Below are 21,824 nucleotides of genomic sequence, written 5' to 3'. Positions count from 1 at the left end.
ATTCCCTAAAGCCCGCATGATGCAGAAGAAGTCTTTTTAATTTAAAAGAGCCCATGCGGAGATGGGGTCTTATTTCTTTGCTTTGATTTTCCCGGTCCACATCTTGAAACCGCCCTTTAGGTGAAAAAGTTCCCTGTAGCCCTTTTTGTATAGCATGGCTGCAGCTCTTCCGCTGATGATTTCGCTCTGAGCGTACAAATATACAGGCTTGTCCGGCCTAATTTCGACCAAGCGGGTTTTCATTTGAGTCATAGGGATGTTTCTTGCGCCTAAGATATGACCATTATCGAAATCATTCGGTTCCCGCACATCGATTAGCTGCACTTTTCTGTAGTTAGCGATAAATTCGTCCTGTGTTAATGTTTTAACGATTTTACGCTGGCGGTACCAATTAAAAAGTGAATACGCAATAACCACTCCCAAGATGATGAGCAGCGTATATAATATTTCCAAACATAAAAACTCCCTTCTACCTTAACGAATACAGACAATCCTTATTATATAATTGCTTTACCCAATAATCAAAAAGAATTTTCATCAAATTCTTCATCGACTTGATAGCACGTTCTTTTTTAGAGTGTTAAAGTCTGTTAAACTACTACATGTGAGTTTTTTGTGGGGGATTGAAAAACAGTCTATTGAAACGAGGGGTAAGGATGACTAAAGAAAAATGGGGTTTTATAGATTCGGGGTATTGTTCACCGGGTTTTAATATGGCTTTGGACGAAGCACTGTTAAACTGGCAAAGCAAAGGTGAAATTCCGCCAATCATACGCTTTTACGGCTGGGATCCAGCAACATTGTCGATTGGTTATTTTCAAAAGGCTGAAGCGGAAATTGATTTGGAAGAGGTCAAAAGGCAGGGACTTGGTTTTGTTCGCAGGCCAACAGGAGGACGAGCGGTACTGCACGAGCATGAATTGACTTATAGCGTAATCGTTCCAGAATCCTATCCGGGAATGCCAACTACCGTTACTGAAGCATATCGTGTCATTTCTGAAGGAATATTAATGGGGTTCAGGAATCTGGGATTGGATGCTTATTTTGCCGTGCCTCGAACCAATCAGGAAAAAGAAGCTTTAAAATCGCCCAGGTCTTCCGTCTGTTTTGATGCTCCAAGCTGGTATGAACTGGTCGTCGAGGGCAGGAAGGTCGCTGGCAGCGCTCAAACCAGGCAAAAAGGCGTCATCCTTCAGCACGGGTCCATTTTGCTTGATCTTGATGATGATAAGCTTTTTAGCGTATTTAAATTCTCAAATGACAGGGTTAAAGAGAGAATGCAAAAAAACCTGAAAAATAAAGCTGTGGCCATAAATGACATTGCTGGAAGAAAGGTTACCATCCCTGAAGCGAAAGAAGCTTTTGAAAAAGGTTTTGCCGAAGGACTTTCGATCGATTTAGAGCCATACGTCCTAACCGAAAAGCAATTGCAGGAAGTGAAGGCCATTGCAGAAAGTAAATATGAAAGCGATGAATGGAATTTTATGAGATAGAAGAAGTGGGATAATAAGAGTGATAAAAGAAAAAAGTTTTTTCAGATTTTTTGACCTAATAAGATATCCCTTGCAGGGATAAGCCCTAAAAGGGATGGGGAAAAAGCAAGGTCCAAATTAATTGAAATCTGATGAAAAATTATCGTAAATCGACATTTTCCTCCCTTTTGCTAACTATATTAATTGATTTATCGTTTGACAAAATTAAAAGTTATTCAAAACAAACACAATATATAGTAGTTGAAATATTTAATGCGACACTATATGTTGATTTTTGAGTTTCGCTATGATAAATTTAGGGTACTTGTTAAGCGAAACGGACATGTAAGGCTACATAAGGATTTTTGCGGCAGCAAGAACGGATCTTGAAACATATAAAGGAGAGGGAATTATGTCGGTTGTAATAAAAGAAGCTTTAAAGGTTGATCTAGAAAGGTTGAATAAGGATATTTCTTTATTTCCCCAGGTTCACCCTGTAACTGCTGATATGAAAATGGCGCATAAGGGAGTGTCCCGTCTAGTCATGCTTGACCGCTATTCTTTTAAGGATACTGAAAAAATCACACTCTCGGCAGGCGATTTCGTCGTGTTGACGATTAAGGAAGATCCGAAATTCCCGGCAAGGGGTCTCGGTTACATCGTTGAAATTGATTGGGAAACCAAAAAAGCCAAGGTATTGGTGGATGAAGAATTCCGTGGCGTATTGGATAATCCGGAAGAAGTGGAGACGGGAATTATTAACCGTCCGTTGGATATAATCGAAAAGCCGCTTGAAATATACTATGAACAAATTGCGAAACGTAATGCAACGGGCTTGGCATCAGTGGAAACCACGGAAGAAAAAAGAACGGAATGGTTCAATAAATTCTATCAAGAATTAAAGAACCTTAATTTTGTCCCGGCAGGACGAGTATTATACGGTGCAGGTTCCAATACGGACGTTACTTATTTCAACTGCTATGTAATGCCATTCGTACCGGATTCACGTGAAGGGATCTCAGAACATAGGAAACAAGTGATGGAGATCATGAGCCGCGGCGGCGGAGTGGGTACGAACGGATCGACACTGCGTCCAAGAAACACTCTGGCAAAAGGGGTGAATGGAAAATCCTCTGGTTCAGTATCATGGCTTGACGATATTGCAAAACTGACGCATCTTGTTGAACAGGGCGGCAGCAGACGCGGCGCGCAAATGATCATGCTTGCTGATTGGCATCCTGATATTGCGGAGTTCATCATTTCCAAAATGCAAAATCCAAGGATTCTGCGTTACCTAGTGGAAAACACTAAAGATGAAGCCATCAAGAAATATGCGACGGATAAATTGAAATTCACGCCGCATACGGAACAGGAAACGGCTATGTATCAAGGGATCATCAATTATAAGGAGATTCCTGGCCAAGGTGGGTTCAGTGAGAAAATCATTAGGGATGCAGAAGAAAAGATCCGTACAGGTGGAACGTACAGTGTCCATAATCCGGATTTTCTGACTGGAGCCAATATCTCTATTTGCCTGACTAAGGAATTTATGGAAGCGGCGGAACAAGATGCGGAATACGAATTGCGTTTTCCTGATGTAGAGAGCTATAATGCCGAAGAAATGGCCATTTACAATGAAGAATGGCATAATGTCGGTGATGTTCGTGAATGGGAAAAAATGGGTCACAAAGTCCGTGTTTACCGTAAAATCCGAGCTAAAGAGCTTTGGAACTTAATAAACATTTGTGCGACATATTCTGCTGAACCAGGAATTTTCTTTATTGATAATGCTAATGAAATGACGAATGCCAAAGCATACGGTCAGCAGGTCGTTGCCACGAACCCTTGTGGCGAACAGCCATTGGCCCCATATTCAGTATGTAACCTTGCGGCAGTCAATTTGGCTGAAATGGCTGATAAAGATAGCAAAACGGTTAATTTCGAGAAACTTAAGCAAACCGTCGAAGTCGGTGTGCGTATGCAGGACAATGTCATTGACGCAACTCCTTATTTCTTGGATGAAAACAAAAAACAGGCACTGGGCGAGCGACGGGTTGGACTTGGTGTAATGGGTCTGCATGACCTATTGATTTATTGTGAAACGGAATATGGTTCTGAAGAAGGAAATATCCTGGTTGACAAGGTATTTGAAACGATTGCGACTACTGCTTACAGGGCTTCTGTGGAACTTGCTCAAGAAAAAGGCAGTTTCCCGTTCCTGATCGGGTCAACGGACGAAGAAACCAATGAGCTTAGAACACGTTTCACCCAAACTGGGTTTATGGAAAAAATGCCGGAAGATATCAGGGAAAGTGTTGCTGCACATGGCATCCGTAACTCTCATTTATTGACAGTGGCCCCTACAGGAAGCACAGGAACGATGGTTGGGGTATCAACAGGTCTTGAACCATATTTCTCTTTCACGTATTTCCGCAGCGGCCGTCTGGGTAAATTCATAGAGGTGAAGGCTGACATTGTACAGGAATACTTGGAACGTCATCCGGAAGCCGATACAGAAGAGCTTCCAAAATGGTTCATTTCCGCTATGGAATTAGCCCCGGAAGCGCATGCTGATGTTCAATGCATCATTCAGCGCTGGATTGACAGTTCGATCAGTAAGACAGTCAATGCGCCAAAAGGATATACGGTCGAACAAGTTGAAAAAGTATATGAACGTCTTTATAAAGGCGGAGCAAAAGGCGGTACTGTATATGTGGACGGAAGCCGTGACAGTCAGGTCCTTACGCTCAAAGCGGAAGAAAACCAAATGGACGAGCAGCTTGAAATGGATGAATTGACAGATGTGGAAGTTAAGAAGAAAGTTGTTTTGGTCGATACGATAAATGAACTGCGTTCGACGAATGTTACAATTGGATCGGAAGTGGGTAACACTTGCCCGGTCTGCCGTAAAGGTGAAGTTCAGGAAATGGGCGGATGCAATACATGTACGAATTGCGGAGCACAATTGAAATGTGGGCTATAAGCTGATGGAAGGGAAGTCGTTAAGTATGCTGCAAAGCTATCTTAACGACTTTTTTTTCAAGTAACAGCCTGTTCAGTTACATAGCAAAAGAAGACCGAATCCTCGTAAATTCGGTCTTCTTTTTGCGTTCAATCAACCATTTTCATTTTGCTGCCCTATTTCCTTTTCAGCTAGATATTGGTTGCCATCTTTCAATACCGAAAATTCATCGACCGAGTCTCCAGGTATATTCCTTGGATTTGGATATTTATTATCTGTTTGGACGGTGATCGCTTGTTTCCCCGTTCCATTTGTCAAGAAGTCTCGTTTATTAACCATATCGCATCTCCTTCATTTTGAATTACCAAGTATAAACAATCATGAGGCTAACAGAATAAAGAAAAACTATCCTTATGAATTAGATTGTGTAGTTCGATTGAAAATATGAACAAATCGATAAAAGAATGGAGATCGAAATGAAACCATTTATGCCACAGTTAGTATATATTGAGCCAAGGGCACTGGAATACCCGCTTGGCCGGGAATTAAAAAAGAAATTTGAAGATTTGAACATTGAAATCCGTGAGACCACATCGCATAACCAAATTAGGGATCTACCTGGAGAAAATGATCTGCAAAAATATCGTGTCGCCAAATCGACGCTTGTGGTAGGAATCAGAAAAACATTGAAATTCGATTCCTCAAAGCCATCTGCTGAATATGCCATACCTCTTGCTACAGGGTGTATGGGGCATTGTCACTATTGTTATTTACAGACGACACTCGGATCAAAACCATATATTAGGACATATGTGAATCTTGATGAGATTTTCGAAGCAGCCGAAAAATATATAAATGAGAGAAAGCCTGAAATTACCCGTTTTGAGGCAGCCTGTACATCGGATATCGTCGGAATTGACCATTTGACACATTCGTTAAAAAAGGCCATAGAATATTTTGGAAAAAGTGAATATGGGGTTCTAAGGTTCGTAACTAAATTTCATCATGTCGACCATCTGTTGGATGCTGAACATAATGGAAAAACAAGATTTCGATTCAGTATAAATTCACGTTATGTGATAAAGAATTTCGAGCCCGGAACTTCGAGCTTCGAAGAAAGGATGGAAGCGGCACGTAAAGTGGCAGGGGCAGGATATCCCCTCGGTTTTATCGTAGCTCCAATATATCGTCATGAAGCATGGAAGGAGGGCTACCATGAATTATTCGAACGGTTAAGTGAGGCTTTGAATGGGGTGGATATCCCTGACTTGACCTTCGAATTAATTCAGCATCGGTTTACTGGCCCAGCAAAAAAAGTGATTCAAAAAAACTACCCGAAAACAAAATTGGAACTGGACGAAACAAAGCGTAAATATAAATGGGGCCGATATGGAATTGGTAAATATGTTTATCAAAAAGAAGAAGCCGCAGAACTGGAAACGACCATTCGTGGGTATATCGCGGAATTCTTCCCTAAGGCGGTAATTCAGTACTTTACCTGAATCAAGGCAATTTTTCTATTAAAAACTGTCATAAATCGCTCTAATCCTGCTTAGAAATGTAAAGACCGGATTAGGGGAGGGCAGCTATGATTATTGACGGCGTTTTTTCCGGAGGCGGGATTAAAGGCTATGGTTTAGTGGGAGCCCTGCAGGAATTAGAAGAACGGGGATTTGTATTCCATCGAACAGCCGGTACAAGTGCAGGCTCCATAATTGCAGCTTTTGTAGCAGCTGGATACACAGGTAAAGAAATGGAAAAGCTTTTTCTTGATATAGATTTAAGCGGTCTGCTGGACAAAAGGCGTGGTCTTTTGCCTATCCCGTTTGCCAAATGGATCCTTTTATACTGGAAACTTGGCCTTTATAAAGGCAACGCTCTGGAGACATGGGTCGCCGGTAAACTTGCCGAAAGGAATGTAGTCACCTTTAAGGATATTCGACCGAATTCCCTCAGAATCATAAGCTCTGACATTACAAATGGGAAATTGGTGGTACTGCCTGATGATTTACCGAACTATGGCATTGATCCGAGCACTTTTCCAGTGGCAAAGGCAGTAAGAATGAGTTGTAGCATTCCTTATTTTTTTGAGCCAGTCAAACTTGATGTCGGAAAACGCAAGTTCCTTTTTGTAGATGGAGGTGTGTTAAGCAATTTTCCAATGTGGCTATTCAATTCCGATCATGTAAGAAAGGAAAGGCCAGTCATCGGTTTGCGGCTAAGTGTCGATGAGATATGGAAACCGCATGAGGTGGATAATGCGGTTGAATTGTTCTCCGCATTATTCAAAACGATGAAAGATGCCCATGATGCACGGTATATTTCCAAGAAACACGTCCATAATATTGTATTTATTCCGATGAAGGGAATTTCTGCAATGGATTTCAATCTGAATGATGAAAAAAAGGGTGAATTGATGAATCGGGGCAGGCAGTGCACGAGAGAATTCCTTAAAAAATGGACTTATTGATTGTAAATAAAAAATCGGGCTCTTAAAAAGAAGCCCGATTTTTCTTTTTATTCTTTTTCCCTTCGATGACGGTTAAGTGACTATCCGTTTTCTTTCTCCATTTTATTTTCTTTGATGATTTTGCTGCAGAGAAGCTAGCCACATTATCTTTTTTCGAAGTTCGGTTTTTTAGCCTTTTTTTCGATTGGCGGGCAGCCTTTCGGAATGCCTGCTGCTCTTTCTTAACTGGTTTTCCCTTTGTTAATCCGGTATAAATCATATAAATAATCCCTGCGACAATGGCTATTATGAGAATGTTTCTAAAAAAGCCAATCGGGTCATTAAATAGTCGGCTCATTAGTCCGAGGACTCCGAGGGCGATGATTCCGTATATCATGAAAGATATGAAACGTTTCAACAAAGACACCTCCTTAAGAGCATCATAAGCATTTCTAGCTTATTTTAAACATCATTAATGTAAAATATTTAAAAAAAAGTAAAGAGCATTCCCATAGTTAGTATATGATTTTCCATAATCAAAATGTGTATAGAAGTTTTACACAATTACATCGGATTCTAAACTTTTTTCTGTTTCTTTTTCCAACCTTAACAGTTCTTGGAAGGATGCTAATGCGACTTCGACTTGATCATCGGTAGGGGCTTTGGTTGTCAATAACTGAAGCCAAAGTCCGGGATAGCCGAGGTAACGAAGAAAGGGAATATCCCTTACTTTGTTGGTCAACTGCAGTACCTCGAAGGCTATGCCAAGCACGACGGGGATTAGCAATACTCGATCCACGACACGGAGCCATAATGGATCGGTCGGAACAAGCATATAGACGAACATGCCTACAATGACTGTAAATAAAATGAAGCTGCTGCCGCAGCGATAATGAAGGCGTGAACTTGCCTGCACATTTGCTACGGTCAATTCTTTTCCGCTTTCAAAGCAGTTGATCACCTTATGCTCTGCCCCGTGATACTGAAAGACACGCTTGATCAAAGGCGTCATGGATACTACGTAAATGTATACCAGCAATAATATCAACTTGAACAAGCTTTCCATTAAAACCTGGGCCATATGGCCGCTGAATATGGGTCTTGTCAATTCGGCAAGAAAGACTGGAATCAAAGTGAAAAGCAACTTCCCGAATAGGAAGGAAAGAACACCGATTACGGCAACTCCCAGCCATACACTTATTTTAGAAGATTCTTTCGTTTCTTTTTTCTTTTCTTCCTGCTTTTCCCCGTCTTCTTCTTCATACTGTTCAGTTGAAAAGTTTAGATGTTTCGAGCCGGTGGCACTTGACTGAATCAGTGATACGATACCGCGTAGAAACGGTACTTTTTTTAAGCGGTTGACAACAGGTTTCGATTCACGCGGAAGATGATAATATACAATCGTTGAATCTTTGCGGCGTACCGCAGTGACTGTGTGATGTTTGCCGCCGAACATTACGCCTTCCACTACAGCCTGCCCTCCATAAACGGGTTTTTGAACCTCAGACATTTCTACACCAACCTAATAGTTATTCACGTAGCTCTCTCAAGGGTGCTAACATGTTTATTATCAAGCATCACAAGGGTTTAAAGGCGTTCCAATAAAATTGAATGGAAGCTCTAACCCTGCGATTACTTTATGAATGTTGAATCACAGGAAGGTAGTATCCTGTGTACATTATAAACTTCCACAGAGGATGGCTATTTTCCTCTGAAAAAAGTAGATTATTTATGATTTAATCATACAGAATAAATCACAAAACCTCTAGTGATTCTCCTTCCTAAGAACAAAAAAAAATAGTTCTAATTAACAAAGGGCATACTACGTAGCGGAGGTGATTGATATGTCTTCTAATGAAAATGGACAAATTCAACAGGGATATCAAAGCATGTTAATCTACAATGTACTTGCTGTCGGTTTTGTTGGGGGGGCTTTAGCAAGTTTTATCGGTATCTGTGCCCATTATTTTAATTTAATGGATTTCAGCCCAAAATTCATACTGACTTCATGGTCCAACATGACCTGGATCGATCAATGGCTCGGTACGGTAATGACCATAATTTTATTCGGGATTCTATCCGTGGGGATCGCCTTTTTATACTATAGTCTTTTTAAAAGGATGAAGGGTATTTTTACGGGTATTTTTTTAGGAGTGGTTTGCTGGGCTTTGCTGGTATTTGTCCTAAAACCGATGTTCGTCGATTTGCCAACCTTTTCTAAAATGACAGCAAATACGGTTATAACAAGTGTCTGCATTTTTATTATATACGGACTTTTTATAGGGTTTTCTATATCATACGATCATCAGGAATATATGCGTCAAAAAAACAAAGCCGAGAAGCAGTCAGAAAGCTGATTGCTTATTGGTTGTAAAAAAGTAGTAAGACAATTTGTAATTATGATAGAATGTTCATGGAAAGCATTCTTTTAACATGAGCAGGTGTTTGATGATGACAAAAATTTTACTAATCAATGGTCCGAATTTAAATCGGTTGGGGAAGCGGGAACCTGCGCATTATGGATCCTCGACGCTTGCGGATGTGGAAGCACAATTGATGCAGCAAGCTCAAGGTTTAAATGTGGAATTAACCTCATTTCAAACAAACCATGAAGGAGCGATCATCGACAAGCTACATTGGTCAGAGGATTATGGGATTGACGGGATTATTATTAATCCTGGAGCTTTTACTCATTATAGCTATGCGATTCGTGATGCAATAGCCGGTATTGATGTTCCTGTGGTGGAAGTGCATATTTCGAACATACATGCCCGTGAAAGCTTTCGGCATGAATCAGTGACCGCGGCGGTATCGGCGGGACAGATTGTCGGCTTGGGGATACACGGATATGAATTGGCGTTGCAGGCGATCATAAAGATTGCAAAGGGGAGAAATTAAATGAATAAACTAATGCGCTTAAGGGCCTCAATGGAAAAGGTGGGCATTGATGGTTTTTTGATCACCAGTACATATAACCGCCGATTCATGACCAACTTTACGGGAAGTGCAGGCGTTGTCCTTATTTCCCAAAATGAAGCTAAATTCATCACTGATTTCCGATACGTGGAACAAGCGGGCAAGCAGGCACCGGATTATGAGATCGTTCAACACAAAGGAACCATCATCGAAGAAGTGGGCAAGCAGGCTAAAGCGATGAATATCGGCAAGCTGGGCTTTGAGCAAGAGCACCTGACTTATGCTGCATATAAGGCATACGAGGCGGCCATTGATGGTCAACTTTTGCCGGTGTCAGGTGTCATTGAGAATTTACGCTTGATAAAGACTTCATCAGAGATTAAGATATTAAAGGAAGCGGCTGCTATTGCTGATGCTGCGTTTACACATATCCTGGATTTCCTGCGTCCAGGGATCTCGGAACTGGATGTATCCAATGAACTTGAATTCTTTATGAGGAAACAAGGGGCAACTTCTTCTTCCTTCGATATCATTGTAGCATCCGGCATAAGGTCCGCACTTCCGCATGGAGTGGCTACGGATAAAATCATCGAAAAGGGCGATTTTGTCACATTGGATTACGGGGCATACTATAACGGATATGTGTCTGACATCACTCGGACATTAGCAGTTGGCAAGCCAAGTGAAGAACTTATTAATATTTATGACATTGTTTTGGAAGCTCAACTGCGGGGAATGGCTGGGATCAAACCTGGTATGACTGGCAGGGAAGCGGATGCACTAACTCGTAATCTAATTGAAGAAAAGGGATATGGGCAGTATTTTGGTCATTCGACCGGACATGGAATCGGTCTTGAAGTTCATGAAGGTCCAGCATTATCCTTAAGGTCTGATATCATTTTAGAACCAGGTATGGCTGTAACCGTTGAACCGGGCATTTACTTACCGGGTGTAGGCGGAGTGCGGATTGAAGATGATACAATCGTTACAATTGAAGGTAACGAAGCACTTACTCATTCAACCAAAGAGTTAATCATTCTGTAAACATGTACATGTAGGAGGACAAATTTATGATTTCTGTAAACGATTTTCGCACGGGTGTTACAATTGAAGTAGATAATGGAATTTGGCAGGTTATCGAGTTCCAACATGTTAAACCTGGGAAAGGTGCAGCTTTTGTACGTTCTAAACTTCGTAACCTTCGTACGGGTTCAATCCAGGAGAAAACATTCCGTGCTGGTGAAAAAGTCGCTAAAGCACATATCGAAAACCGCAAGATGCAGTACCTTTATGCAAGTGGAGATAGCCATGTATTCATGGATAACGAAACGTATGATCAAATCGAACTGCCTGCTTCAAGCATTGAACGTGAACTTAAATTCCTTAAGGAAAATATGGAAGTACATATCATGACTTTCCAATCGGAAACACTTGGGGTCGAGCTTCCAAACACAGTGGAACTTGAAGTGGCGGAGACTGAGCCGGGAATTAAAGGAGATACATCTTCAGGCGGCACGAAATCAGCCGTACTTGAGACGGGCCTTTCGGTTCAAGTTCCATTCTTCATCAACCAAGGTGACAAATTATTGATCAACACTAATGAAGGTTCTTACGTATCACGTGCATAAATGAAAGGAGGCCGAGATTAATTTCTCGGCCTCCGTTTGTTGTGGGTTCTATCGAGGAAATGCTTACCTGGAAAACAAGACTTCGGCACTCCTGCTGAAAAACTGGCTAGCCGAGACACCAAGACGCTTGGCAGACAGACGGCGGAATGGGAGTGGATTTTCTGGGATGCAGCTTGAACTTTCTAATATAAAAACACTGTAGACCGAGATTAATTTCTCGGTCTTTTTTTTTGAACAGGGAAGATATAAAAAATCAATAATCGGTCTGTTCCTTTAATAGCGTGTCATCATTATGGGCTTGTCGGCATATATTTTATTGAAAGTGGTGTATACAGGAGGATTGTCAAAATGGAAACGATTCTTTCTTTTTTACCGAAAAAATTAAACGAGCAACTCCGGGGTATGACACCGATGATGATCGATAGGATGGAAGAGCTGCGAATTCGGGTTGGAAGGCCGCTTGAGGTCATCGTGGGAGGGGAACCATACTTCTTTTCCTATGAAGTGACCCATCTGGATGCAGATCAATTATTGAATCAAATAGGTCAATTTTCGTTATATACACTTGAGGAAGAATTAAAGCGAGGTTATATAACCATAGCGGGCGGACATCGGGTGGGGCTTGCTGGAAAGGTGATCCTTGAAAATGGGTCGGTCAAAGCAATCAGGGATATATCCTCATTCAATATTCGGGTTGCGCGTGAAAAAATAGGTGCAGCTGAACCACTCACTTCATATTTGTATGACGAAGAATGGCAGCATACTATGTTGATCGGTGCTCCGCAAACGGGAAAAACGACCATATTACGTGATATTGCACGAATGATATCCAGTGGTAATGAAGAACGCGGCATCGCTCCTCAAAAGGTGGGGATAGTGGACGAGCGCTCGGAAATTGCCGGATGTGTTCATGGAGTGCCGCAGCTCAAATTTGGAACAAGGGTTGATGTGCTTGATGGATGTCCTAAAGCGGAAGGGATGATGATGATGATCCGTTCAATGTCCCCGGATGTATTGATCGTGGATGAAATAGGTCGTGCAGCGGATACGCAGGCTGTGCTGGAAGCGGTGAATGCAGGTATTAAACTCATTATAACCACACATGGCCATACACTGGATGAGGTTAAGAAGCGACCTTTCATCGCCGAAATATTAAAGCAAAACATCTTTGAACGCTTTATAGAATTACAGAGAAGTAAATCCGGTAAGCGGAGCTACAAAGTCCTTGATGCAGCGGGGGTTCCCATTTTCTTGGGAGAAGGTGTGAATCCGCATGTTTAAGATAATAGGAGCAGCGATAATTATTATTGCAACGACATGGGCAGGTTTCGAAGCTGCGAAAAAATTAAGTATGAGGCCTCGTCAACTTAGACAACTGAAAGTCGCCATGCAATCGCTTGAAGCTGAAATCATGTATGGTCATACACCTTTGAAAGAAGCGGCAAGGAAACTTTCTAAACAGATGGCCAAACCTTTATCCATCTTTTTCGATACATTTGCAAATCGACTCGAGTCAGGTGAGACCACCGTCAAAGAAGCATGGGATGATAGTTTAAAGAAAATATGGCAATCCCTTGCTTTACAACAGGGAGAATTCGAGATTCTTTCACAGTTTGGGGAGACGCTTGGAAAAAGCGATAAATATCATCAGCAAAAGCAAATCATGCTAACGATGGCACACTTGGAACGGGAAGAGAGCGATGCACTCGATCGCCAGGGGAAATATGAAAAAATGATGAAAAGTCTTGGTTTTTTAACAGGGCTATTATTGATCATCTTGCTGATGTAGGAATATGTGGGGGGAATGAAAATGGGCATTGATGTGGACATCATATTTAAAATAGCGGGTGTTGGGCTAGTTGTGGCATTTCTTCACACGATACTCGATCAGGTTGGGAAGAAGGAATATGCCCAGTGGGTGACACTTTTCGGATTTATCTATATTTTATTCATGGTTGCTTCTGTTGTAGAGGATTTATTTCAAAAAATTAAATCTGTATTTCTATTTCAGTAAGGGAGGGATTCGCGATTGAAATCATAAAAATCGTGGCCATTGCCCTAGTTGCCACCTTTTTGGCACTGATTGTCAAAGAGCAAAAACCAAATTTCGCATTCCTGCTAGTCGTTTTTGCAGGGTGCTCCATCTTTCTTTTTTTAGCTGACAAAATATACGAAATCATTTTAATGTTAGAAAAAATTGCAGTTAATGCGAATGTAAATACAGTGTATCTAGAGACCATCTTAAAAATAATCGGAATTGCCTATATTGCAGAATTCGCTTCTCAAATTACAAAAGATGCGGGGCAAGGCTCGCTAGCTTCCAAAATAGAATTGAGCGGAAAAATCTTGATTCTTGCCATGGCGATTCCGATTTTGACGGTCATTATCGAAACGATTTTACAGATGCTCCCAAGTTAACGGATTATTCTTACTAGTCAATGAGGTGAATGTATGAAGCAGCGGATGCCTTACTTATCCATTCTATTCGTTTTACTCTTTTTTTTGCATGCATCTATTGGACAAGCTGCCGAAAATCCAGAAAATGGCGAAATCGATCAAGAGCCGATCATGCAGTCCGAACTGGTACAAGCCCAAATAGAAAGACTGGGTGTCGATGAGCTCAAACAATATTGGGATGACATCGTTACGGAATATGGAGGATTCTTACCGGAAAGCCAGAAAGGGAGCTTCATGGATTTTGTCAGCGGCGATAAGAAATTTTCCTTTGACCAATGGATAAAGGGAATGACAAAATTCATCTTTCATGAACTGCTCGTGAATGGAAAGCTGCTGGGATCACTCATTTTATTAACCGTTTTCAGCATGTTCCTCCAGTCTTTGCAGAATGCGTTCGAGCAAAGCTCCGTAAGTAAGGTCGCTTATGCAATCGTTTATATGGTGCTGATCATTTTGGCACTTAACAGTTTTCATGTGGCTATGGAATATACAAAAGATACGATAGATTTGATGATTTCCTTTTTAATGGCGCTCATCCCTTTACTCTTGGCATTGATAGCTGCTTCAGGCGGACTTGTATCGGCAGCATTCTTTCATCCGGTATTGATGTTTTTGATGAATACAAGCGGCATCTTGATCCAGTTTGTCGTCCTTCCGTTATTATTCTTTGCAGCGATTTTAAGCATAGTCAGCACGCTGACCGAACATTACAAAGTGACTCAGATGGCACAACTTCTCCGTAATTTTGCCATCGGTATCCTCGGAGCATTCATGACCATATTCCTTGGTGTGATCTCCGTTCAGGGAGCATCGTCAGCTGTAGCAGACGGAGTGACCATCAGGACAGCCAAATTCGTGACAGGTAACTTTATACCGGTAATAGGGCGCATGTTTACCGATGCAACGGATACGGTCATCAGTGCCTCCGTTCTTTTGAAAAATACTGTTGGCTTGTCAGGCGTCATCATTCTCTTGCTCATTACCACATTTCCCGCCATAAAAATCTTGATGATTTCTTTTGTATATAAATTGGCAGCGAGTCTTTTACAGCCGCTGGGCGGAGGTCCTGTAATAAAATGCCTTGACATTATAAGTAAAAGCATGATTTATATTTTCGCTGCATTGGCCATTGTCTCACTCATGTTTTTTTTAAGTGTCACGGTCATTATCGCCTCAGGAAACATTACCCTGATGGTTCGTTAGAAAGGAGGAGGGCTTGGTGAGTTTTTTAGCTGGCTGGGTATCCAACATCATCATTTTTGTATTGCTGGCTACTGTAATTGATATGCTTCTTCCCAATTCAGCTTTACAGAAGTATGCAAAAATGGTCATCGGACTTTTACTGATTGCAATCATCATCACTCCTATATTGGGATTATTCAATATGGATTTCGACGATATTCTCACTGCGGCTACTAGTGAATTTGAGGATCAGGAAAAAAAAGATTTAGGAAATTTGACAGAAATGAAGAAAAAAGAAATACAAGCTACCCAGGGTGCATATATTTTAAAACAAATGGCTGTTGACTTACAGGCAGAAGTGGAAGAGGAGCTGATGGTGGATTATAACATGAAGATTAGTTCAATTGATGTAGGGGTCAAGAATGAGGAAGATCCGGGTGTTGATGATCTGCAGAACATAACCATCTCATTGGAAAAGGCAGAAGGGAAAGAAAACTCGGAGATAGAGGCAGTAGCGAAGGTTGATATCAATGCAGATGGCCCATCCACTTCAAATGATGCCAATCTGGATGCTGTCAAAAGGTTTCTGGCAACAAGTTGGTCTGTTGATGAAGAAATCATTGAAATCGCCGGGGAAAGGAAGTGACTGAGTATTGAACAAAGACAAAGGTCCATTATCCTGGCTGCAAAAAATACTAAATAAAGACCCTGACCAAAAAGAGCCTAAGGAAAAAAAACCTTCCCTGTATGTCTATGCTCTAATAGTTGTCCTTTTGGGAGCGGGAATCATGATGGCCGGGAATTTGTTAACCACCAACCAGACTGGACAAACACCTGAAGTGAAGACTGTATTCAATAATGATAAACAGCAGGATGATGAAGGGGATGTTGAAACATTTGGCCAGAAGAAATCAGAATTCAAGACAACAAAAGACTATGAAATATATCTTCAAAATGAAATGAAGGAAGCGCTTGAATCCATCGCAGGCGTCCAGGATGTAAAAGTCGTGATCTACGTCGATGCATCCGAGAAAAAAGTATATGAAAGAAACAAAGTCACCCAAAAACAAGTCACTGAAGAAACCGACCAGGAAGGCGGAAAAAGGACAGTCGAAGACACATCTGTTGATGAACAGCTAGTTTTGGTCAAGAGCGGAGAAAAAGAAGGACCGATCATTTCGGAAACGAAAAAACCTAGTGTGCGAGGAGTCCTGGTTGTCGCTAAAGGGGCCGAAAACATTCAAATAAAGAAGTGGATTATCGAGGCTGTTACACGCTCACTTGATGTACCGAGTCACAGGGTTTCTGTCATGCCTAAAAAATAAGGGGGAAAATCTACATGTTATTAAAAAAACAAACCGTTTGGTTATTGACTATGCTAAGTCTGGTCGTTGTGCTTTCAGTCTATTATCTAACCGCTCCTGAAGAAAATGCCGCTGATATGACGGCAACAGAGCAACAAGAAAATAAAGCGGAAACTAAAACAGAGAACAAAGCGGATACAAAAGGGGAAAATAAAAGTGAAAAAGAAACGACCAAAAATACAGAAGGTTCCTCTGTAACCATTGCATCTGGAGATGAGTTCGAATCGTTAAGGATGCAGATCGAAGATGAACGGGCGAAGCTGAATGAAGAATTGACTGCAAAGATGGGCAACACAGAACTATCAGCTGAAGAAAGAGACGAGGCTTATGCAAAAATCGAACAATTAAGTGAAACGAAAGTAAAAGAAAATATCATCGAAAACTTAATAGTTGCCATGGATTACAATGCAGCACTGGTCCGGGTGGACGGTACGGATGTAAAGGTGAGTGTCAAGGCCGATAAACAAACGAAAACAGAGGCCAATAACATTATCCGCCTTGTAAGGAAAGAAGTGAGCGATGCACAAAATGTTGTGGTCGATTTCCAACCGGAAAAGTAAACACACATACAGAAAAAAATGCTGATACAGAACAGTTCAGCATCATAAAATTTTGAAAGCCTCCTTAGCAAAAAAAAGGAGGCTTTTTTATGATGATTTTTTTAACTATCTTACAATCTGGAAACTTTAGAGGAAAAGTTTTTTTATGTCAATTGGCATAAGGAACTCAAATGAAAATGGTGATAATGACCATCCGTAATATTCTAGAAAAGTAATAAAAGTGGATATTATTGCTGGTTTTTTAGGAATTAAAGGCAAAATTCAAGGGAAGGCGTTAAGGTGCCCCAGTTGAAAAATATTCACAATATTATAATAAAGGTGTAAGATAGAAGTATGGATAATAAGTTACAACTAATCTATCATTGAATTTGTATAAGCTAATATTGTATGATGTTAGAAGCTGGTCATAAACTTTTCAATTTTCTAGGGAAACAATATTTTGAGAAAGTGAAATATCTGTTATAATACAGATGGGGTTTGTATTCAGTTTATTCGCATTCTCATAAAGAAGGCGGCTACTTTGTGCAGTATTGGACAAAGTAGGATAAGCTAAGGGTATGGTTACATAAAATATTATTGCCTCACAAATTCATACTAAATTAGACAAGGGGTGCCACAAAATGAAAGTGCAAGAAATTCGTGAAATTATTAAGCTAGTCGATCAATCAAATATCAATGAATTCGTTTTTGAAAATGAAGGAACGAAACTTAAATTGAAAAAAACTGAAGCGGGTACAGTATTACAATCAGTAGCTGCTCCAGATGTTGTTCAAGCCAATGCAGCTGTAGAGGTCAAGCCCGCAGCGGCCCCTGCTCCTGCAGTGACGAAAGCTGTTGAACCAGCAAAACCTGCTGCTGCAGCCACCGAACAGGAAAATTTACATAAAATCACTTCTCCGATGGTGGGGACATTCTACCAATCTCCTGCACCGGATTCACCTGCATACGTAAAAACGGGTGATAAAGTAACGGGGGATTCCATCGTCTGCATCGTGGAAGCCATGAAACTTTTCAATGAAATCGAAGCTGAAGTAAGCGGTGAAATCGTTGAAGTCCTTGTAAAAGAAGGGCAGCTTGTAGAATATGGTCAACCATTATTTTTAGTAAAGCCGGAATGAGGAGCTGTTTCTAAATGATTAAAAAGGTGTTAATTGCCAATCGTGGGGAAATTGCTGTCCGAATCATCCGGGCATGCAAGGAATTAGGAATCGAGACTGTTGCAGTCTATTCAGAAGCAGATAAAGAAGCATTACATGTTCAAATTGCGGATGAAGCATATTGTATCGGTCCTAAATTATCAAAAGACAGTTATTTGAATACAACGAACATTATCAGCACAGCCAAGAAAACGGGATCTGATGCAATTCATCCAGGGTATGGATTCCTAGCTGAAAATGCCGACTTTGCTGAGCTATGCCGTGAATGCAATATCATTTTCATCGGTCCTAGCCCCGAAGCGATCAATAAAATGGGAACAAAGGACGTAGCAAGGGAAACCATGCGCAAAGCTGGTGTACCGATCGTTCCAGGTTCTAAAGGAATAATTAAAGATACGGATGAGGGTGTAGCCCTAGCTAATGAAATGGGCTATCCAGTCATCATCAAAGCTACTGCCGGCGGAGGCGGTAAAGGTATCCGCGTTGCAAGGACGGAAGAAGATCTTATCAAGGGCATTAATATTACGCAACAGGAAGCCGCTACGGCATTTGGGAATCCTGGCGTGTATATTGAAAAGTTCATCGAGGACTTCCGTCATGTTGAAATACAGGTCATGGCAGATAATCATGGAAACGCCATCCATTTAGGTGAGCGTGATTGTTCGATTCAACGACGTTTGCAAAAACTTGTTGAAGAAACCCCGTCACCAGCGTTGGATGGTGAAACACGTGCGGAAATGGGGCAGGCTGCAGTAACGGCTGCACTTGCCGTTAACTATTCAGGTGCCGGAACGGTAGAATTTATTTATGACTATGTGAATAGAAAATACTACTTTATGGAAATGAATACACGTATCCAGGTTGAACACCCAGTTACGGAAATGGTAACGGGCGTGGATTTGATTAAAGAACAGATCAAAGTTGCTTCAGGTAACAAACTATCGCTTTCACAAGAAGATGTCACTTTTAACGGATGGTCTATCGAATGCCGGATAAATGCGGAAAATCCAGAAAAGAACTTCATGCCTTCCGCAGGTAAGATTCAAATGTATTTACCGCCAGGCGGCTACGGAGTTCGTGTGGATTCCGCGGCATACCCTGGGTACTCGATACCGCCGTATTACGATTCCATGATCGCTAAATTGATCGTCCATGCACCGACTAGAGAAGAGGCGATCGAGAAGATGAAACGCGCCTTAGGTGAGTTTGTCATTGAAGGAATCAGTACCACAATTCCTTTCCATATTAAGTTACTTCAACATGAACAATTTGTTTCCGGGGAATTTAATACCAAATTCCTTGAAATATATGATGTAATGAACTCATAATGTAAAGGAAGACAGGAGGTGCTTTTGAATGAGTGAAATGGAAGGCCAATTACTGGAAATGAATGATTATAATAGTGGGCTGGGCAAAGTGGAGATTGCGCCTGAGGTGATAGAGGTGATCGCGGGTATCGCTGCATCGGAAGTTGAAGGTGTTGCACATATGCGCGGGAATTTCGCTACGGGTGTTGTTGAAAAGCTTGGTAAAAAGAATCACGGTAAAGGTGTTAAAGTGGACTTAACGGGAGAATCCATCAAAGTCGAACTTTATTGTGTCATGAAGTTTGGTGTTTCAATTCCGAAAGTTGCTCAGGAAGTGCAAGATAACATTCGTGAAGCTTTGTTGAATATGACCGCTATCGACGCTGGCGAAGTGAACATTCATGTAGTGGGCATTGCGTTTGAAAACGCTAAACAAGAAGCGGATTACGAACAAGAAGTTTAAGTGTTCATTCGATTCAAACCTGCAAAAACCCGGCAAAAAGCCGGGTTTTTGTTTTTTTGAATGTATACTCCGTGACAACCCTAATTTGGAGCCTGCTTATAATATTAAATTTAAATGAACATAATAAAGCGGTGTCTGGAAGTTTCCCTTTAATTCAAGGGTGATTTCTGTTAGAGTGTAAAAGGTGAAATATGAGCATGAAAGCTAGGCATGAGCTTTTTGACACTTTCAAAAAGTATGGGACTGTGTTGGCCGTTAAATTGGAAAGTAATCTTGATTCAAGATATTGAACCTTTTGGCCTTGATTTTAGTGGGATTTAGCTTGATTTTTTAAAAAAATAGCGAAAATCTTAATATTTTTGAAAAAATGTTATTTAATGTTCGTTTGTTCTAGCATTTTCATATATAATAGTAGATGTTAAAGGAGTAAGATTATGAAAAGAAGAGAAGCCCGTGAAAAATCCCTTCAAGCACTATATCAGATAGATATTGCCAACTCGAATGCAGAAGAAGCAATGGAAAGCGTATTGGATGGTGCTCCAACTGATGAATATTTCAGGAAATTAGTAATGGGGATAACGGAAAATCGAGAACAAATTGATGGAATGATCAGGGACAATTTAGAGAATTGGACGTTGGAAAGACTAGCGAACATTGATCGGAATTTACTGCGGATCGCGGTTTATGAAATGGTTCACAGTGAAGATGTTCCTGTAAGTGTTGCAATGAATGAAGCTATTGAAATTGCTAAGAAATTCGGTGATGATCAATCGAGCAGCTTTGTAAATGCCGTTTTATCCAAGGTAAAGGTGAAAAGCGGCAGCTAAAGTTGTAGCCTTGAACAAGGATTCTCACAGCAATTTCTTTAGCTAAATTAACTTGGGAGGAATAAACACATGTCAGCTCAAATCATTAATGGTAAAGAAATTGCAGAGTCAGTTAGGCAGGACATCAGTAAGGAAGTTCAACAATTACGTGAAAAAAATATCGTTCCGGGTTTGGCTGTAATCCTGGTGGGTGACAATCAAGCATCACAAACTTATGTGCGCAATAAGCAAAAGGCCTGTGAGGATTTGGGCATGCATTCCGTATTGATTAAAAAGCCTGAGGAGCTCTCACAGGAGGAATTAATTCAGAGCATTGCTGAATTAAACCAGGATGACAGCATTCATGGTATATTGGTGCAGCTGCCATTGCCTGGACATATTCAGGAAAAAGCGATCATTGAAGCGATTTCGCCTGAAAAGGATGTTGATGGATTCCACCCGATTAATATTGGGCGGATGATGACGGGGCAAGATGCCTTTTTACCTTGTACTCCATACGGCGTCATGGTGATGCTTGAGTATATCGACTATGACCTTGAAGGTAAGCATGTTGTCATCGTAGGGAGAAGTAATATCGTCGGAAAACCAGCCGGACAATTATTTTTAAATGCAAATGCAACCGTTACATACTGTCATTCACGGACAAAGGATCTTGCCTATTATACAAAGCAAGCCGATGTCGTTGTGGCAGCTGTCGGAAAGAGGGACACGATCACCAGTGACCATATTAAAGAAGGCGCAGTCGTCATTGACGTCGGAATGAACAGGAATGATGAAGGGAAGCTTTGCGGTGATGTGGCGTTTGAAGAAGTGAAAAATAAGGCTTCATATATTACACCTGTTCCTAAAGGCGTTGGTCCAATGACGATTACGATGCTTATGAAGAATACGGTCAAATCTGCTCAAAAAGCACATGAAAAGTACGAGCAAGCAATAAAAAGCTGAAAAAACGTTAAATTATTTTAAAGAAGCGGACCTCTTGTTTTATAATAACGGGAGACCGCTTTTTTCCATTCATGGATTGATCAAGTTTCAAGTATAATCTATAGCGGTTTTCTTTATATCCGATTTCCATCGGAA

At 41.0% G+C, this 21,824-nt stretch carries 25 protein-coding genes; 21 read left to right on the top strand and 4 right to left on the bottom strand.

The genetic code is table 11. From position 1 onward, the window contains the following. Nucleotides 1-69: 69 nt before the first annotated feature. Complete coding sequence (locus JNUCC41_RS25875; protein ID WP_076365383.1) at nt 70-453, bottom strand: rhodanese-like domain-containing protein; 384 nt, start codon at nt 451-453, stop codon at nt 70-72. Between the two features lie 203 nt (nt 454-656). On the opposite strand from JNUCC41_RS25875, the gene JNUCC41_RS25870 reads away from it, so the two are divergent. Together JNUCC41_RS25870 and JNUCC41_RS25865 are read left to right on the top strand one after the other, a co-directional pair. Continuing rightward, entirely contained in the window at nt 657-1,493 is an 837-nt protein-coding gene (locus JNUCC41_RS25870; RefSeq protein WP_192205481.1) for a lipoate--protein ligase family protein, read from the top strand. Nucleotides 1,494-1,884: 391 nt separating this feature from the next. Then, a complete protein-coding gene (locus JNUCC41_RS25865; protein ID WP_192205480.1) occupies nt 1,885-4,455 on the top strand; it encodes a vitamin B12-dependent ribonucleotide reductase in 2,571 nt (856 codons plus the stop codon). A gap of 132 nt (nt 4,456-4,587) precedes the next feature. On the opposite strand, the gene JNUCC41_RS25860 is transcribed toward JNUCC41_RS25865, so the two are convergent. Further along, nucleotides 4,588-4,773, bottom strand: coding sequence for a hypothetical protein (locus JNUCC41_RS25860; RefSeq protein ID WP_192205479.1), 186 nt, complete (start codon nt 4,771-4,773; stop codon nt 4,588-4,590). Between the two features lie 137 nt (nt 4,774-4,910). Here JNUCC41_RS25860 and splB point away from each other — a divergent pair, with 137 nt between their 5' ends. Both splB and JNUCC41_RS25850 read left to right on the top strand, forming a co-directional pair. Next, nucleotides 4,911-5,936: a spore photoproduct lyase gene (gene splB, locus JNUCC41_RS25855; RefSeq protein WP_192205478.1), complete on the top strand. Its 1,026-nt coding sequence runs from the start codon at nt 4,911-4,913 to the stop codon at nt 5,934-5,936. Nucleotides 5,937-6,022: 86 nt separating this feature from the next. Further along, the gene (locus JNUCC41_RS25850) at nt 6,023-6,904 is read left to right on the top strand and encodes a patatin-like phospholipase family protein (RefSeq protein WP_192205476.1); all 882 of its coding nucleotides are present in this window, start codon (nt 6,023-6,025) and stop codon (nt 6,902-6,904) included. Nucleotides 6,905-6,926: 22 nt separating this feature from the next. On the opposite strand, the gene JNUCC41_RS25845 is transcribed toward JNUCC41_RS25850, so the two are convergent. Further along, the gene (locus JNUCC41_RS25845; RefSeq protein ID WP_081395494.1) at nt 6,927-7,301 is read right to left on the bottom strand and encodes an SA1362 family protein; all 375 of its coding nucleotides are present in this window, start codon (nt 7,299-7,301) and stop codon (nt 6,927-6,929) included. 138 nt (nt 7,302-7,439) lie between these two features. Further along, nucleotides 7,440-8,393, bottom strand: a complete 954-nt coding sequence (locus tag JNUCC41_RS25840) for a DUF1385 domain-containing protein (RefSeq protein WP_192205474.1) — start codon at nt 8,391-8,393, stop codon at nt 7,440-7,442. A gap of 334 nt (nt 8,394-8,727) precedes the next feature. Here JNUCC41_RS25840 and JNUCC41_RS25835 point away from each other — a divergent pair, with 334 nt between their 5' ends. From JNUCC41_RS25835 to folD, 17 genes are all read left to right on the top strand, one after another. Continuing rightward, nucleotides 8,728-9,240 carry a YqhR family membrane protein gene (locus JNUCC41_RS25835; RefSeq protein WP_192205472.1) on the top strand — a complete coding sequence of 171 codons (513 nt, stop codon included), beginning with the start codon at nt 8,728-8,730 and terminating at the stop codon, nt 9,238-9,240. 94 nt (nt 9,241-9,334) lie between these two features. Then, a complete protein-coding gene (gene aroQ, locus JNUCC41_RS25830) occupies nt 9,335-9,781 on the top strand; it encodes a type II 3-dehydroquinate dehydratase (protein WP_192208337.1) in 447 nt (148 codons plus the stop codon). Beyond that, nucleotides 9,782-10,843, top strand: coding sequence for a M24 family metallopeptidase (locus tag JNUCC41_RS25825; RefSeq protein WP_192205470.1), 1,062 nt, complete (start codon nt 9,782-9,784; stop codon nt 10,841-10,843). It begins immediately after the preceding gene. Nucleotides 10,844-10,869: 26 nt separating this feature from the next. Next, nucleotides 10,870-11,427, top strand: coding sequence for an elongation factor P (gene efp, locus JNUCC41_RS25820; RefSeq protein WP_192205468.1), 558 nt, complete (start codon nt 10,870-10,872; stop codon nt 11,425-11,427). 348 nt (nt 11,428-11,775) lie between these two features. Next, complete coding sequence (spoIIIAA, locus tag JNUCC41_RS25815) at nt 11,776-12,708, top strand: stage III sporulation protein AA (RefSeq protein ID WP_192205466.1); 933 nt, start codon at nt 11,776-11,778, stop codon at nt 12,706-12,708. After that, nucleotides 12,701-13,216 carry a stage III sporulation protein SpoIIIAB gene (spoIIIAB, locus tag JNUCC41_RS25810; protein WP_192205464.1) on the top strand — a complete coding sequence of 172 codons (516 nt, stop codon included), beginning with the start codon at nt 12,701-12,703 and terminating at the stop codon, nt 13,214-13,216. Before spoIIIAA ends, spoIIIAB begins: the two co-directional genes overlap by 8 nt. Before the next feature lie 21 nt (nt 13,217-13,237). Beyond that, nucleotides 13,238-13,441 carry a stage III sporulation protein AC gene (gene spoIIIAC, locus JNUCC41_RS25805; RefSeq protein WP_034308319.1) on the top strand — a complete coding sequence of 68 codons (204 nt, stop codon included), beginning with the start codon at nt 13,238-13,240 and terminating at the stop codon, nt 13,439-13,441. A 14-nt stretch (nt 13,442-13,455) separates the two neighbouring features. After that, nucleotides 13,456-13,845, top strand: a complete 390-nt coding sequence (gene spoIIIAD, locus JNUCC41_RS25800; protein WP_228467710.1) for a stage III sporulation protein AD — start codon at nt 13,456-13,458, stop codon at nt 13,843-13,845. Between the two features lie 33 nt (nt 13,846-13,878). Further along, nucleotides 13,879-15,087 (top strand): stage III sporulation protein AE, encoded by a 1,209-nt coding sequence (spoIIIAE, locus tag JNUCC41_RS25795; protein WP_192205462.1) that lies wholly within the window; start codon nt 13,879-13,881, stop codon nt 15,085-15,087. 16 nt (nt 15,088-15,103) lie between these two features. Beyond that, a complete protein-coding gene (spoIIIAF, locus tag JNUCC41_RS25790) occupies nt 15,104-15,712 on the top strand; it encodes a stage III sporulation protein AF (protein WP_192205461.1) in 609 nt (202 codons plus the stop codon). Between the two features lie 7 nt (nt 15,713-15,719). Beyond that, nucleotides 15,720-16,391 (top strand): stage III sporulation protein AG, encoded by a 672-nt coding sequence (gene spoIIIAG / locus JNUCC41_RS25785; protein WP_192205460.1) that lies wholly within the window; start codon nt 15,720-15,722, stop codon nt 16,389-16,391. A 14-nt stretch (nt 16,392-16,405) separates the two neighbouring features. Further along, nucleotides 16,406-16,990: a SpoIIIAH-like family protein gene (locus JNUCC41_RS25780; RefSeq protein WP_192205459.1), complete on the top strand. Its 585-nt coding sequence runs from the start codon at nt 16,406-16,408 to the stop codon at nt 16,988-16,990. 620 nt (nt 16,991-17,610) lie between these two features. Then, nucleotides 17,611-18,108 carry an acetyl-CoA carboxylase biotin carboxyl carrier protein gene (gene accB, locus JNUCC41_RS25775; protein WP_192205458.1) on the top strand — a complete coding sequence of 166 codons (498 nt, stop codon included), beginning with the start codon at nt 17,611-17,613 and terminating at the stop codon, nt 18,106-18,108. A gap of 14 nt (nt 18,109-18,122) precedes the next feature. Continuing rightward, a complete protein-coding gene (accC, locus tag JNUCC41_RS25770; protein WP_076365421.1) occupies nt 18,123-19,475 on the top strand; it encodes an acetyl-CoA carboxylase biotin carboxylase subunit in 1,353 nt (450 codons plus the stop codon). Nucleotides 19,476-19,512: 37 nt separating this feature from the next. Continuing rightward, nucleotides 19,513-19,917, top strand: coding sequence for an Asp23/Gls24 family envelope stress response protein (locus tag JNUCC41_RS25765; RefSeq protein WP_222620245.1), 405 nt, complete (start codon nt 19,513-19,515; stop codon nt 19,915-19,917). 434 nt (nt 19,918-20,351) lie between these two features. Further along, nucleotides 20,352-20,744: a transcription antitermination factor NusB gene (gene nusB / locus JNUCC41_RS25760; protein ID WP_098369841.1), complete on the top strand. Its 393-nt coding sequence runs from the start codon at nt 20,352-20,354 to the stop codon at nt 20,742-20,744. A 69-nt stretch (nt 20,745-20,813) separates the two neighbouring features. After that, on the top strand, nt 20,814-21,689 hold the full coding sequence (folD, locus tag JNUCC41_RS25755; RefSeq protein WP_192205457.1) for a bifunctional methylenetetrahydrofolate dehydrogenase/methenyltetrahydrofolate cyclohydrolase FolD: 876 nt from the start codon (nt 20,814-20,816) through the stop codon (nt 21,687-21,689). Nucleotides 21,690-21,824: the final 135 nt, after the last annotated feature.

The organism is Brevibacillus sp. JNUCC-41, from assembly GCF_014844095.1.
Classification (GTDB): Bacteria; Bacillota; Bacilli; order Bacillales; family DSM-1321; genus Peribacillus; species Peribacillus aracenensis.
This window is presented reverse-complemented; position numbering and strand designations above follow the sequence as displayed.

Excerpts from the sequence above, each read along its gene's own strand:
- JNUCC41_RS25870 (WP_192205481.1), top strand. The coding sequence starts at position 657 with ATGACTAAAGAAAAATGGGGTTTTATAGATTCGGGGTATTGTTCACCG.
- JNUCC41_RS25865 (WP_192205480.1), top strand. The coding sequence starts at position 1,885 with ATGTCGGTTGTAATAAAAGAAGCTTTAAAGGTTGATCTAGAAAGGTTG.
- JNUCC41_RS25860 (WP_192205479.1), bottom strand. The coding sequence starts at position 4,773 with ATGGTTAATAAACGAGACTTCTTGACAAATGGAACGGGGAAACAAGCG.
- splB (WP_192205478.1), top strand. The coding sequence starts at position 4,911 with ATGAAACCATTTATGCCACAGTTAGTATATATTGAGCCAAGGGCACTG.
- JNUCC41_RS25850 (WP_192205476.1), top strand. The coding sequence starts at position 6,023 with ATGATTATTGACGGCGTTTTTTCCGGAGGCGGGATTAAAGGCTATGGT.
- JNUCC41_RS25840 (WP_192205474.1), bottom strand. The coding sequence starts at position 8,393 with ATGTCTGAGGTTCAAAAACCCGTTTATGGAGGGCAGGCTGTAGTGGAA.
- JNUCC41_RS25835 (WP_192205472.1), top strand. The coding sequence starts at position 8,728 with ATGTCTTCTAATGAAAATGGACAAATTCAACAGGGATATCAAAGCATG.
- aroQ (WP_192208337.1), top strand. The coding sequence starts at position 9,335 with ATGACAAAAATTTTACTAATCAATGGTCCGAATTTAAATCGGTTGGGG.
- JNUCC41_RS25825 (WP_192205470.1), top strand. The coding sequence starts at position 9,782 with ATGAATAAACTAATGCGCTTAAGGGCCTCAATGGAAAAGGTGGGCATT.
- efp (WP_192205468.1), top strand. The coding sequence starts at position 10,870 with ATGATTTCTGTAAACGATTTTCGCACGGGTGTTACAATTGAAGTAGAT.
- spoIIIAA (WP_192205466.1), top strand. The coding sequence starts at position 11,776 with ATGGAAACGATTCTTTCTTTTTTACCGAAAAAATTAAACGAGCAACTC.
- spoIIIAB (WP_192205464.1), top strand. The coding sequence starts at position 12,701 with ATGTTTAAGATAATAGGAGCAGCGATAATTATTATTGCAACGACATGG.
- spoIIIAC (WP_034308319.1), top strand. The coding sequence starts at position 13,238 with ATGGGCATTGATGTGGACATCATATTTAAAATAGCGGGTGTTGGGCTA.
- spoIIIAE (WP_192205462.1), top strand. The coding sequence starts at position 13,879 with ATGAAGCAGCGGATGCCTTACTTATCCATTCTATTCGTTTTACTCTTT.
- JNUCC41_RS25780 (WP_192205459.1), top strand. The coding sequence starts at position 16,406 with ATGTTATTAAAAAAACAAACCGTTTGGTTATTGACTATGCTAAGTCTG.
- accB (WP_192205458.1), top strand. The coding sequence starts at position 17,611 with ATGAAAGTGCAAGAAATTCGTGAAATTATTAAGCTAGTCGATCAATCA.
- accC (WP_076365421.1), top strand. The coding sequence starts at position 18,123 with ATGATTAAAAAGGTGTTAATTGCCAATCGTGGGGAAATTGCTGTCCGA.
- JNUCC41_RS25765 (WP_222620245.1), top strand. The coding sequence starts at position 19,513 with ATGGAAGGCCAATTACTGGAAATGAATGATTATAATAGTGGGCTGGGC.
- nusB (WP_098369841.1), top strand. The coding sequence starts at position 20,352 with ATGAAAAGAAGAGAAGCCCGTGAAAAATCCCTTCAAGCACTATATCAG.
- folD (WP_192205457.1), top strand. The coding sequence starts at position 20,814 with ATGTCAGCTCAAATCATTAATGGTAAAGAAATTGCAGAGTCAGTTAGG.